Here is a 12,127-nt window from a genome sequence, read left to right on the forward strand (position 1 = left end):
CGCCTTTTTTGTATCTTTTCGGCGCATTTTGGAGGGAGAAGAAGGGTGCGGCTGATGCCACACCGCCGTTGAGACGGAGTGGCACGCATGGCTTACTTGTGGCTAAGTGGCGGGGTGCGTGGCGGGACCAGACGCTTCGATCCGGTGGATTCGTAGGCCGAAGCCAAGCGAAGCAGATTGGCGTCATCGTAGGCACGCCCAGCGAACGTCAGGCCTACCGGCATGAAGATGTCCTCCATGACGCCCATCGGCACGGTCACGGTTGGGACGCCCAGGTGACGGATCGCCAGATTCCCGTTGGCGACCCATACGCCGTTACTCCAGGCGATGTCCGCCGACTCCGGGTTTACGTCCGCATCGGCAGGACCAACGTCCGCTACCGTAGGGAAGATCACCGCATCCAGCCCCAGGTCTTCCATCCAGTCCTCGAGGTCGATCTTGCGCGTCTGCTCAAGGCCACGCAGGCCGTCCGGTAGTGTAGGAATCTGATCCCACGGAGTGATGCCTTGCTTGGCCATCACCACGTACTGATCCATCCCGGCGGCGAGATCGTCCTCACGGTTGGGCAGGGTGCCCGGGTCATGCGGGAAGATCTGCGGGCCGTCGACGTCGGCAAGACGATTCAGCTTCGGGTCGTTGTTCACGCGCAGGAAGTCATCGAACGCCCATGCTGACAGCTCCCACAGTTCGTGGTGCAGAAACGCCTTCGAGACCAGGCCGCGGGTGAAGACGGTAGGCGCGCCGGGGCGGTCGCCCTCGCAGTTCGATACCATCGGAAAGTCCACTTCGACGACCGTAGCCCCCGCAGCTTCGAGCGCTTGGCGGGCGCTTTCCCACAGCCTAATAACGGACGGGTGCGTGTGGATGCGTTGGCCGGTCGGCCCGCCTATGCCGGGCTTCTCGCTCGTGCCCGCTGCCTCGTCCTTGTTGATGTACATCTTTGGTACGCCAAATCGCTTGCCGGCCAGCGCGCCAGCATCCGCCGCGAGGCTCGCGTAGGAATCAGGCCGTACGGAGGAGGCCTTCGGAATCGGCACCCAGGGCTGGAGCCGCCAGAGATCACCCGTGGTGTCGGGATCATCGGCCACCACGACGTCGAGGATTTCCAAGAGGTCCGCCATGGTGCGGGCGTAGGGCACGACCACGTCCATGGTGGGGGTCAGCGGCCAGTTCCCTCGAACCGAGATCACCCCGCGCGAAGGCGTGTAGGCGCACAGCCCGTTGTTCGATGCCGGGCCACGCCCGCTCGACCAGGTTTCCTCGGCGAGGCCGAACGCGGCGAAGCTGGCGGCCGTCGCCGTACCCGCACCGTTTGAAGAGCCGGAGGCAAAGGGGGCGGTGAGGTAGTCTTTGTTATAGGGACTCTCGGCGCGGCCATAGACGCCGCGCTGCATGCCGCCGTTGGCCATGGGCGGCATGTTCGTTTTACCCAGGCAGATCGCGCCAGCCTGGCGGAGACGCTCGATGGTGAATGCATCCCGGTGTGCAACGAGATCCTTGAACGCAGGGCTGCCGGACGCGGCCGTCAGGCCCTTGACCAGGTAGCTGTCCTTGGCGGTATAGGGAATGCCGTCAAGCGGGCCCAAGGTCTCGCCCTTCGCGCGGCGAGCATCGGAGGCGCGCGCTTCTTCAAGCGCATCGGGGTTACGGACCACGACGGCGTTCAGCGCGGTTTCGGTGCCTGGCGGATCGTACGCGTCGATGCGGGCAAGATAGGCCTGCACCAGTTCGACAGCCGTCGTCTGCCCCGACTCGAGCGCAGCGCGCAGTTCGGAAATGGAACGTTCGGTTACTTCAATCATGGTGGGTCACCACTGTGATGGCGAGGACGGCATCGCTGCGCGTTCGGGAGCGATGCCGTGCCTGTCGGTGCTGGAACGGCGCCTTAGGCGCCGCGGGGCTGCTGTTGGGTGATGCAGTGAATATTCCCACCACCGAGCAGTATCTCGCGGCCGGGCACCATCACGACGCGGTGGTCCGGGAAGATGCGCTCAAGAATCGCGCGCGCTTCATCGTCACGCGGGTCATCGAAGCGCGGCGCGACGATGCCGCCGTTGACGATCAGGAAGTTCACGTACGAGCCCGCCAGGCGAACGCTGGAAGAACGCTCCTGGCTGCCGGCCACCTTATCCACAGCCTCGCATTCCTCATCAGTCGCATGCAGCGGCCCCGGGGTCGGGATCTTGTGGACGGTCAGGGCGCGGCCCTTGGCGTCTCGTTCGGTTTCCAGCACCTTCATCGCCGCCTGGCAACGCGGGTAGTTAGGATCTTCCGGATCATCCGTCCAGGCGAGCAGCACTTCGCCAGGGCGCACGTAGCAGCAGAAATTATCCACATGGCCATTGGTCTCATCGTTGTAGAGACCTTCGGGCAGCCAGATCACCTTATCGATGGCGAGGTGATCGGCCAGTACGCGCTCGATCTGCTCGCGGGTCAGGTGCGGATTGCGATTGCGGTTGAGCAGGCACTCTTCCGTCGTGACAAGCGTGCCCTCACCGTCAACGTGGATCGACCCACCTTCGAGTACAAAGCCCTCGGTGCGGTAACGGGCGCAGCGTTCGATTTCGAGGATCTTCGAAGCGACCTGGTCGTCGCGTTGCCAGGGCGCGTACAGCCCGCCATCGAAACCGCCCCAAGCGTTAAAGGCCCAATCGACCCCGCGCACGTCGCCCTTGTCGTTGATAACGAACGTCGGGCCTGTGTCACGAACCCAGGCGTCGTCGGTCGTGATTTCGACAAGACGAATATCCGGATGGTCAAGCCGCGCGCGGGCGTTCTCATACTGCGCAGCGGACACGCAGACCGTGACGGGTTCGAATTCGGCAATGGCCTTCGCCACCGTCGCGAAAGCATGCTGCGCTGGCTTGCCGCCGAGGCGCCAATTGTCCGGGCGTTCCGGCCACACCATCCAGGTCTGGCTGTGAGGCGCCCATTCGGCGGGCATATGGAAGCCGTCTTCGCGGGGTGTTCGGGTCAGTGTATGCGGCACGCGTGTTCTCCTTTTATTCGAGCAAGCTATCGAATGACCGCGTTGCGAGGGGTGCAGCCTGCGCCTGCCCGGTGATCAGGCCGACAGTCTCAACTATCGGACTGCACGCTGGAAGGGCAGGCGCAGGTTCGTAAGCCGAAGGGGCTCAACCGGTGGAGCATAAGTGTGCAGCAGCGCAATCTGTATGGGCGTATTTGAAATTCAAGTTTTCGCCAGCGCAAGGGTGTGAGGCGAGTGGCTTGCCGGTTGGCCGTGTCATTGCAGATTGGCAAACGGCCGTTTTCAGGCAGGCATTGGGTAGGGGGCTGTCGGCACAGTTTTTTGCTCTGGCGGGTCAGGGCATCAGTTATCGGGGGTATTTACATGTCGTCCGGGCCGGAGACTCAGCGCTGTTAACAAGCATACGGCTCGATCGCGTCGGGGCATTGTCGGGAGAGTCATTCCACACGTCTTCTGGGTGGCGTTAACGTTAGTACGAACGATGGAGGTGCAAAGCCATTGCGGGCGATAGCATCGCGCTGGCACATGTAACGGGATATTTAGGCGCCCGAACAAAGGCCGTCGAGCCCGGTCAGAACGCGCCAACGGTCTCCCGGACCTGAACAATGACACCCGGCCAAGCCGGAAGCTGACCGCGCAGTATCCGGTCCGCGTGACATGGAAACTGCGCATGACTCGGCTGTTGCACCTTGATGTCGCCCGTGGGTTGGGCATTTTGCTGGTAGTGATCGGACACAACTGGATCGTTTTCAACCCCAAGGGGGAGCTGTTCGATCTGATCTATTCGTTTCACCTTCCGCTATTTTTCTTCCTCTCCGGGATCTTCTTTCGGCCTCAGCAGACCTTGACGGGTCTCGCCCGCTCGAAGTCCGACGCGCTGCTCAAGCCCTATCTCGTCACGCTGATGGCTTTCGGTGCGGCAATTGCCATCACCAAACCGTTCGATCCCATCGAGTATCTCAGCCAGATCACTTTCGCCACGGGCGGTAGCCTCTGGTCGTTGTATGGTGAACAGTCCGGCATTACCGCTTACTGGGCGCCGCTCTGGTTCCTGCCGCACCTCTTCGTCTTGAGCCTGGCCGCCTGGTGCTGGTTGCGGTTGAGTGAGCGCGTGCCGATGGCGTCGAAGCTGAGCCATGTGCTGCTGGCCGCACTGTTCGCCTTCGGCATCTGGGCGTTGCCACTCCAGCCGACCACGGCGGGCCATGGCGCGCCGGGTCTTCCTCTGAGTGTCGACCTGGTGCCCGTCACGCTAGGCTTCTTCCTGGTCGGCTATTACATGCGAGAAGCCGTCCAGAATTTTCAGGGCTCACGGCGCGTTCTGCTTCTGTCGATAGCCGTCTTCGTCGGCGGTCATGCCTTGGGCGACCACAGCATGGACTTGAACAAGCGCTTCTACGGCAATGCCCTCGAGACGACGGCTATTGCGTTCGCTGGCATTTATCTGAGCCTGGCGCTTTCCCACCGGCTGGCGCAGCGCCCCGGTATCGCCACGCGTGTACTGGCGTTTTTAGGGGAGGCAAGCCTGCTCATCCTGATCTTCCACTCGCTGTTCCAGTCCAAAAGCCATCATGTGATGGTAACGCACCTCAGCATCGAACCCGCGCTTGCGGCGCCGGCTTCCTTCGCGATCGGGCTGTTGGCACCGCTCGTTATCCACCTGGCTGTGCAGCGCATCCGCCCGCTCGGCTGGCTTTACCTGCCGCTCAGGGGCAAGCGGAAAGGAACGGTGGGCGCGGCAGTTCGCGGTTAATGGTTGATGCATGACCACGATTGAGGTCGCGGCGGTTTGCGCCGTTGTGCCCGCCGATGCGCATGCCTGTGAAGGCTCTATGGTTTCGCCGGCATTTGCCTCTGAATGGGTTACTACGCCTGGAACCGCTTAATGGACAGCGCCATTTGGTCGCCTTGCTTGGTGATCACATCGACGCCGGCCCCGATGTCCACGTGAATCGGGGTCAGGCCAGGCGCCTTCGAGGCCGCAGAAGGGGAGCACATGCGCCAGCACAGACGGGTTTCCTACCGACATATATCTTCGATCCGGGTTACCAACCGCTTGAGCGGTGACGCCATGGGCTTCCTTGGAGACCTTTCGCTCGGAGGCCTGCGGCTGATTTCAAGCGAGCCGCTGGTCGTCGGCGGCTGCTACGACATGACTTTGCATGTGCCTGAACACGGTGAGTGGGTTCGCGATGTTCAGGTGACCGTACTCTGCCAATGGTCCCGGCGCGACAGCCGCCGTGGTAGTTTCGAGATGGGCTTCTCCCTGGACAGGCCGTCGCCCGATTTCGCCACACTAGTCCAGGGATTGCTCAAGCGCCGACAGGGCGCATGGTGATATCACCCCAGGGTGCCCAGGATGTTCACGCCGACCCGATCGGGAATCTCGTTTTGAGACAACACATGCAGTCCGGGGCTGAACACGCGCGCATAGCGCGCCAGTAGCGGCCTTAGCTGAGGCATCACTGCGAGAATCGGTGGGTGCCCATCCTTGCGCAGCTTCTCTTTGACCACCGGCATGAGCTGCTGCAACTGGTTGAGCAGGCTCGGCTCGACCGGGATGTTATCAAGGCTGACGGGGCCCGCCTGCTGAGCGATGGCAAGGGCGTTCAGAAGGGTGTTCTCCAACGTATTGTCCAAGGTGAATACGGCCAGCTCCGGTCGGTCACCGGCGATTGCCGTTACGATGCTACGGCGCAGAGCGAAACGTACATCGGACGCCAGAAGAACCGGATCCTTGGTCGATTCGCTGCTTTCCAGCAACGTGCTCGCAATGGTTTCGATGTCGCGCAGTGGGACCTCTTCCTGGAGCAACTGCCGATAGACGCGTAGCTGCTGAGTGAACGACAGCTGCCCCTTGAGGCTTTCCGCAAGCTTGGGCGCCTGCAGCGCCAAACGTTTCATGAGGTGCTCCACGTCGTCATGCTTGAACAGCTCCGGCAAATGCTCCCGGATGACTTTGTTCAAGTGGGTAGCTACGACGCTGGCGCAATCGATGACCTGGTAGCCAAGGTTCAATGCGCGGGACTTGTCCGTAGGCTGGATCCATACCACCTGCATCCGGTACGCCGGGTCATGGCCCAGGATGCCATCGATCTCGCCATAGAGGTCCGGAGAGGGGATCGCCATGAGCCGGTCGGCGTGGATCTCCGCGCTCTCGATCTTCTCGCTATTGATGTAGATATCGTACTGCGATGCCTTCAGCCGGAGGCTGTCGCGTATCTGCACTTCCGGCAGCAGAAAGCCGAGCTGTTCGGAGAGCGTCTGTCGCACACCACGTACCCGCTGGGGAAGCGGTGCGCCCGAGGCTTCGTTTACCAGTCCAACGAGCTTGTAGCCGAGCGAGATGGACAGTCTTTCTACCAGCGGTATGTCCTCCCAGGCCAGGCTCTTGGCCTTCTCTTGTTGCATGGCGTCGCTGAGCGACTGAATCTCTTTCAGGTCCGCGCCCGAAGCGGGTGGCTCACGCAGTGAGACGCGCCAGCCAATGAATCCGACCAGAGCCGCAAAGCCAAGAAAAGCCAGGTGTGGCATTCCAGGCACAAGTCCCAGGGTCGCCAGGATGCCCGACACGGTGAACAGGGTCGCGGGAGACGCCAGCAATTGCCGCCGGACCTGGTCCGTTATCTCTGTGGCCTCATTGATCCGCGTGACGATGATGGCCGCCGCAGTGGCGAGGAGGAGCGCAGGAATCTGTGCGACCAGGCCGTCGCCGATGGTCAGCAGTGCGTATTGGCGGAAAGCTTCGCCGGCTGGCAACCCATGGGCAAAAACGCCGATGGCGAAGCCGCCGAAGAGGTTGATCAGCAGGATCAGGATGCCGGCAATGGCATCGCCCCTGACGAACTTGGACGCACCGTCCATTGCGCCGTAGAAGTCTGCCTCCTTCGAGACCTCCTGGCGGCGTGCCTTGGCCTCGTCCTGGTTGATCAGGCCGGCGTTGAGGTCTGCATCGATCGCCATCTGCTTGCCTGGCAGCGCATCGAGGGTAAAGCGCGCCGTCACCTCCGAGATACGCTCGCCGCCCTTGGTGATTACGATGAAGTTAATGATCATCAGAATCACGAACACCACCAGGCCGACGATGAAGTTGCCGCCAATGACGACCTCACCAAACGCCTCGATTACCTTGCCAGCCGCGCCGTTTCCGCTGTGACCCTCGAGCAGTACCACCCGGGTGGACGCCACGTTGAGCGCCAACCGCATGAGTGTGGTGATCAGAATCACGGTAGGGAACAGCGAGAAATCCAGCGGACTCTTGGAGGACACGCTTACCAGTAGAACCAGCACCGCCATGGCGATGTTGAAGGTAAACAGGATATCCAGCATCTGCGGTGGCAAAGGCAGGATGATCATGGCGAGCAGCGACAGGATCATCACCGGGATCCCGATTCGGCCGCTGCGCAAGGTGGGCATTAGGGCGTGCAGGACGTTCATGGTCGGCCTCGTTTCAGCAAATCATCGGGAATCGGCAGCGTCTCAGGCAGGGTCGGCTTGCCGCGCCGTCCTTGCTTCCAGGCCTTGAGATGAAGGATGTAGGTCAGGACATGCGCCACGGCGGTATAGAGCGGCGCGGGAATCTGCTGGTTGACCTGGGTGGTGAAGTAAATGGCCCGGGCGAGCGGCGGCACCTCAACGACTTCCAGGGCATGCGCATTGGCCATCTTGCGTATGTAGAGCGCCATCTCGTCGACGCCCTTGGCTATTACATAGGGCGCTTCGGCCTTCTTGCTGTCGTAGCGAATCGCGACGGCAAAGTGGATGGGATTCACAATGATCACGTCGGCCGTCTGGATCACCTTATTGATCTGCCGCTGCGCCATTTGCCGCTGGACCTGGCGTATTCGCGCTTTGACTTCAGGGCGGCCTTCCTGATTTTTATGCTCCTCTTTGCGTTCCTGTTTGGTCATGCGCATTTTCTTGAGGAAGAAGAAGCGCTGGAGCGGAACGTCGATAAGCGCGAAAAGCAGAAACACCAACAGCAATGCAATGGCGAGGCCGAACGTCAGGGAGAAGGCGCTACTGATGGCCGTGTAGATGTCCGTTCGCTGCAGAGCCATGAGCCTCGGGGCCGCGTAGTGCAACTGCCAGGCGGCAATTGTCAGCAGCACCGCGATCTTGAGCAGCGACTTGCCGAGCTCGGTCCAGTTCTGCGCGCCGAAGATCCGGCCGATCCCCGTGATCGGGTTGAGTTTGGAAAATTTCGGCGCGAAGTTCTTGGCCGAGAACACCCAGCCACCCGGTACCAGGCCAAAGGTGATTACCAGCAGCGGTGTGATTAGAAGCGGCACCAGCACGGCCATGAATACAAGCAAATTGTGCAGAAGCACGAGCTTCAGATCGTTCAGGCCGATCTCGCTTCGCGAGTAATCTACGAACGAGTAGGTGAAGCTTTGCTTCAACCCTTCGAAAAACCACTCGCCGCTCCATCTGAGTATCAAAAGCGTGACCAGCAGCGAGACGGTTGTGGCAACGTCCTTTGAGCGCGCTACCTGGCCATCCTGACGGCTCTTCTTCAGCTTTTGCTGAGAGGCTTCTTCCGTCTTTTCCTGGCTGCTGTTTTGCTCAGACACGCGGCCCGCCTTCGAGCATCCGCCCAATATTGCCAAGAAGTTCGCGTGTAAGGTGGAGATAGCCTTCGGACAGGTTGGGCAGTGTCACCAGAATCAGCACCAGGCCCGCGAGGATCGCCATCGGAAAGCCTAGCGAAAACAGGTTCATGGCTGGAGAAATACGGTTGAGCAGGCCGAAGCAGAACTGCACGAGTGTCATGCAGAACACCATCGGGAGGGCAATCAGCAGCGCGGCGGAAAGGACCCACGCCAGTGCCTGTACAAGGGTCTCAAGCCCTGTCCAGTGCACGCCTGAGCCTACCGGCCAATATAGAAAGCTCTGGTAGAGGATGCTTACCGTCACGAGATGTCCGTCGACAGCGAGAAACAGGAAGATCAGCAGGATGAAATACAGCTGATAGACGATCGAAGACGAAGACACGCCGTTGACGGGATCGTTGTAGACCGCCATCGACAGCCCAAGCTGCGTCGACACGATATCGCCTACCAAGGCAAAGACCGTAAAAACCAAGGCTAGCGAGACACCGAGTAATAACCCCATCGTGATCTGCTCGAACGCCGTGAGTAGGCCCAATGCCGAGAGCGGATCGATCGATGGAGGCGTGGGTAACGCGGCGCCCAGGGCTACGGTTACCGCCAGTGCAAGGAGAATGCGCACGCGCAGCGGAATCGCCTTGTGATTGAACATCGGGGCGAAGGCGAATACCGACATGATCCGGCAAAACGGCCACCAGTAGGCGAGCAGCCCGTTCATGTACCCGGTAACGGACATCAATGCGTCGTTGCTCATTGCTAGCCGACCAGCCGAGACGCCTGATGAAACGTTTCGATGAACAGGTCGCTCAGCGTGCTCAGAATCCAGTGGCCTGCGAACACCAGCATTCCAAGGGTAATCAGTAGGCGCGGTAGAAAGCTGAGCATCTGCTCATTGATCTGAGTGGCCGCTTGAAAAATGCTGATCAGCAGGCCCCCGATCAGGCTCGGTACCACCAATACGCTGACCACGATGACGATCACCTGTACTGCATTGGCGATAATGGCAACGGCGCCGTCCGGGGTCAGCATGGCATAGGCTCGCTAAGGCAGGCCTGGAATCCAGGCTTGCAGGGTAAGGATGGGTGGCGGCCAGTCGGCCGGCATGCACGCACGGCGGCCGCTAGAACGGTTGTACGCTGGTCGTCAGCGTACCGATCATCAGTGCCCAGCCGTCGATGAGCACGAAGACCATCAGTTTGAACGGCAGCGAAATCATCATGGGTGAGAGCATCATCATGCCCATTGCCATAAGCACGCTCGCCACCACGAGATCGATGACCAGGAAGGGCACAAAGATCATGAAGCCGAGCTGAAACGCCGTTTTGAGCTCGCTCAGCACGAACGCAGGCAGGACGAGAGAAAAGTCCAGGTCTTCCACGTTCTCCGGGACCGTTTCTCCCGCCAGTGCGACCATCGTTTCGAGTGACGTCTTGTTCGTCTGTGCGAGCATGAAGCCAGACAGGCTTTGCTTGCCTACCCCAAGGGCCTGCTCGAGCGTTATGTCATCGTTTTGGAAAGGCTCGAACGCTTCGGTATAGATCTCGTTCCACACCGGGCGCATGACCAATAGCGTAACGACCAGCGCGATCCCGATGAGTACCTGGTTGGGCGGGCTTTGCTGCAGGCCAATCGCCTGGCGGAGAATGGCAAGGACGATGATGAAGCGTGTGAAGCACGTCATCATCATCAGCATGGCCGGAAGGAAGCCAAGCAACGTCATCACGATGAGGATCTGGAGCTTGACCGAGAACTCCTGGCCGTTCTCTGTATCGTTCAGCTCGAACAGCGTGATGTCGCCGCCCGCTGCTTGCGCCAGCATGGGGAAATAGCCGGCTAGCGCGAACAGCACAATGCAGACCAGCCGACGCGTGTTCATGGCGCAAGCGCATCCAGGCCGTTACCTGACAGCTCGATGATCCGCAAACCGTAGTTTCCGTTCATTACGACCACCTCAGCCTTCGCGAACAGCGCGCCATTGACCTTCACGTCCAGGGGCTCACCTGCCAACTTATCCAGGACGATGACGCTCGATGGCTCGACCTCCATCAATTCCTTGAGCGTGACTTCGACCGACGCGACTTCCAGCGTTACGTTTACGGGGATTTTCCCGAAGAACGAGAGATCAGGGCGCGCAGGTTGGGCAGGGGCCGTCGCGGCAGGCTTTTCGTCGCCGGCCTCGGGCTCAAGGCTCACATCCCCCTCCTTGAGCAGGCTTTCGAAGTCGTTATCGGACAGGGTGCTGGTCATGGGGTCTTCACGCTTTCAAGGGAAGTAAGGAACAGGCCTCCGTCTTCTTCAAAGACGGTACCGCGGAACAGTTTCTGGCCGGCCACACGGATCTCGTAACGATCCAGGGGCCGCATCAGGAGCACATCATTTGGTGCCAGGCTCAGTACTTCGGAGAGCGGCATCTGAGCGGCAGCGACGATACATTCCAGCGTTACGGGAAGATGCTTGATGCTGTCTTCGGGATTACTGGGCATGCGAGCCGGAGCGGGTCCGGCAAGCCGCGCGATGAGTTCATCGGCCAGCTGCGTGTCGAGATAAATAAAAATTGACGACGTATTTCCAGTGAGGTGGCTGGTGTATTCGAACTGAACCACATACTCCCACTCGGTGACCTCGTAGTCGTTTTCATATTCTTCCAGCGTGCCCAGCGCTTCGCCGCCCAATAACGACCGGACGAAGATATAGCTGATATCCATGCCAAGGCGATGACGCATACGCTGTTCGGAAGTGGTCACCGGCGGTGTCTCTTTTCCGGGCACGCTCATGCCGCCGTAATAGCATTCGAGCGCTTCGGTCAGGAGTGCGCGATCTATGGCAAAACCGATTTTGCCTATATCGGATCGATAGATGCAGGCGGGCGCATTGAGCAGTTGTTCCTGAACGTCTACACGCAGCAGTTCAATATTGATCCGGTAGTTGCGCAGAAAGTAGTCGCTAATCAATCGCGGGTACTTGTGCGTGACTTCCGTGATGTATTTCGGGATGCGGTGATAGTGCCGTCCCAGCTTCTGCGGCTTTAGAACAGTCAAGCTGTCAGCGGTTACGCCATGATGGACTTTGGACTGACCAGACATGTTGCGACACTGCTTTCCGAATATTAACGATGCACACCGGCGTGGCTGCATGCGCAGGGCCGGAAGTGGAAATGTCGGGAGTGGTCCGCTCGCTATCGCTGTATCGCGGCGATACAGGAGGACGAGCGCCGACATGGAAGAAGGATAGGCAGGCGGGTGCGTCTGATTAAATCAATAGCTGTCAAAAGTGCATCCTTGACGCGCTCTGATGACTTTTGAGCTGAAGTAAGCAGATCTGATTCGCTGCAACGGGCGGGGGTTGCTAGCGTGCGCGCCATTGATCCAGAGCGTGGATGCATCGCAGGTGCTGATCCTGCTATTGGTCCACGAAGAGCGACTTAAGTTCCGCTCCGCTTAAATTTTTTTCCTTTTTTCCGACAGCGCCGCGGGCCAGACCGCTCGACGATAGCCAGGGTGAAGTAGTTGAAAAGATCCAGTCACGCCGT

General features: G+C 59.9%; 11 protein-coding genes. 2 read left to right on the top strand and 9 right to left on the bottom strand.

Going from position 1 to position 12,127, the window contains the following annotated elements; all coding sequences use genetic code 11:
* Window positions 1–92: 92 nt before the first annotated feature.
* Entirely contained in the window at window positions 93–1,802 is a 1,710-nt protein-coding gene (locus ACY8D3_RS21220) for an amidase (RefSeq protein ID WP_462380833.1), read from the bottom strand.
* Window positions 1,803–1,885: 83 nt separating this feature from the next.
* The gene (gene aguA / locus ACY8D3_RS21225; protein WP_462384487.1) at window positions 1,886–2,944 is read right to left on the bottom strand and encodes an agmatine deiminase; all 1,059 of its coding nucleotides are present in this window, start codon (window positions 2,942–2,944) and stop codon (window positions 1,886–1,888) included.
* Window positions 2,945–3,659: 715 nt separating this feature from the next.
* Here aguA and ACY8D3_RS21230 point away from each other — a divergent pair.
* Window positions 3,660–4,742 carry an acyltransferase family protein gene (locus tag ACY8D3_RS21230; RefSeq protein ID WP_462380835.1) on the top strand — a complete coding sequence of 361 codons (1,083 nt, stop codon included), beginning with the start codon at window positions 3,660–3,662 and terminating at the stop codon, window positions 4,740–4,742.
* 243 nt (window positions 4,743–4,985) lie between these two features.
* On the top strand, window positions 4,986–5,327 hold the full coding sequence (locus tag ACY8D3_RS21235) for a PilZ domain-containing protein (RefSeq protein ID WP_462380836.1): 342 nt from the start codon (window positions 4,986–4,988) through the stop codon (window positions 5,325–5,327).
* Window positions 5,328–5,329: 2 nt separating this feature from the next.
* Here ACY8D3_RS21235 and ACY8D3_RS21240 read toward each other — a convergent pair whose 3' ends face one another.
* The 7 genes from ACY8D3_RS21240 to ACY8D3_RS21270 all read right to left on the bottom strand — a co-directional run bounded on the left by ACY8D3_RS21240 (window position 5,330) and on the right by ACY8D3_RS21270 (window position 11,681).
* The gene (locus ACY8D3_RS21240) at window positions 5,330–7,426 is read right to left on the bottom strand and encodes a flagellar biosynthesis protein FlhA (RefSeq protein ID WP_462380837.1); all 2,097 of its coding nucleotides are present in this window, start codon (window positions 7,424–7,426) and stop codon (window positions 5,330–5,332) included.
* On the bottom strand, window positions 7,423–8,562 hold the full coding sequence (gene flhB, locus ACY8D3_RS21245) for a flagellar biosynthesis protein FlhB (protein ID WP_462380838.1): 1,140 nt from the start codon (window positions 8,560–8,562) through the stop codon (window positions 7,423–7,425). Before flhB ends, ACY8D3_RS21240 begins: the two co-directional genes overlap by 4 nt.
* A complete protein-coding gene (gene fliR, locus ACY8D3_RS21250; RefSeq protein ID WP_462380839.1) occupies window positions 8,555–9,352 on the bottom strand; it encodes a flagellar biosynthetic protein FliR in 798 nt (265 codons plus the stop codon). The genes flhB and fliR overlap by 8 nt, the downstream gene beginning before the upstream one ends.
* Window positions 9,353–9,354: 2 nt before the next feature.
* Window positions 9,355–9,627 carry a flagellar biosynthetic protein FliQ gene (locus tag ACY8D3_RS21255; protein WP_462380840.1) on the bottom strand — a complete coding sequence of 91 codons (273 nt, stop codon included), beginning with the start codon at window positions 9,625–9,627 and terminating at the stop codon, window positions 9,355–9,357.
* Window positions 9,628–9,718: 91 nt separating this feature from the next.
* On the bottom strand, window positions 9,719–10,474 hold the full coding sequence (gene fliP / locus ACY8D3_RS21260) for a flagellar type III secretion system pore protein FliP (RefSeq protein WP_462380841.1): 756 nt from the start codon (window positions 10,472–10,474) through the stop codon (window positions 9,719–9,721).
* Window positions 10,471–10,845: a flagellar motor switch protein FliN gene (gene fliN, locus ACY8D3_RS21265; RefSeq protein WP_462380843.1), complete on the bottom strand. Its 375-nt coding sequence runs from the start codon at window positions 10,843–10,845 to the stop codon at window positions 10,471–10,473. Before fliN ends, fliP begins: the two co-directional genes overlap by 4 nt.
* On the bottom strand, window positions 10,842–11,681 hold the full coding sequence (locus tag ACY8D3_RS21270; protein ID WP_462384489.1) for a FliM/FliN family flagellar motor switch protein: 840 nt from the start codon (window positions 11,679–11,681) through the stop codon (window positions 10,842–10,844). The genes fliN and ACY8D3_RS21270 overlap by 4 nt, the downstream gene beginning before the upstream one ends.
* Window positions 11,682–12,127: the final 446 nt, after the last annotated feature.

The sequence above is a fragment of the Pseudomonas sp. Marseille-QA0892 genome (assembly GCF_054950135.1).

Coding starts and splice junctions, on each gene's coding strand:
- ACY8D3_RS21220 (WP_462380833.1), bottom strand. CDS start 1,802: ATGATTGAAGTAACCGAACGTTCCATTTCCGAACTGCGCGCTGCGCTC.
- aguA (WP_462384487.1), bottom strand. CDS start 2,944: ATGCCCGCCGAATGGGCGCCTCACAGCCAGACCTGGATGGTGTGGCCG.
- ACY8D3_RS21230 (WP_462380835.1), top strand. CDS start 3,660: ATGACTCGGCTGTTGCACCTTGATGTCGCCCGTGGGTTGGGCATTTTG.
- ACY8D3_RS21235 (WP_462380836.1), top strand. CDS start 4,986: ATGCGCCAGCACAGACGGGTTTCCTACCGACATATATCTTCGATCCGG.
- ACY8D3_RS21240 (WP_462380837.1), bottom strand. CDS start 7,426: ATGAACGTCCTGCACGCCCTAATGCCCACCTTGCGCAGCGGCCGAATC.
- fliR (WP_462380839.1), bottom strand. CDS start 9,352: ATGAGCAACGACGCATTGATGTCCGTTACCGGGTACATGAACGGGCTG.
- ACY8D3_RS21255 (WP_462380840.1), bottom strand. CDS start 9,627: ATGCTGACCCCGGACGGCGCCGTTGCCATTATCGCCAATGCAGTACAG.
- fliP (WP_462380841.1), bottom strand. CDS start 10,474: ATGAACACGCGTCGGCTGGTCTGCATTGTGCTGTTCGCGCTAGCCGGC.
- fliN (WP_462380843.1), bottom strand. CDS start 10,845: ATGACCAGCACCCTGTCCGATAACGACTTCGAAAGCCTGCTCAAGGAG.
- ACY8D3_RS21270 (WP_462384489.1), bottom strand. CDS start 11,681: ATGTCTGGTCAGTCCAAAGTCCATCATGGCGTAACCGCTGACAGCTTG.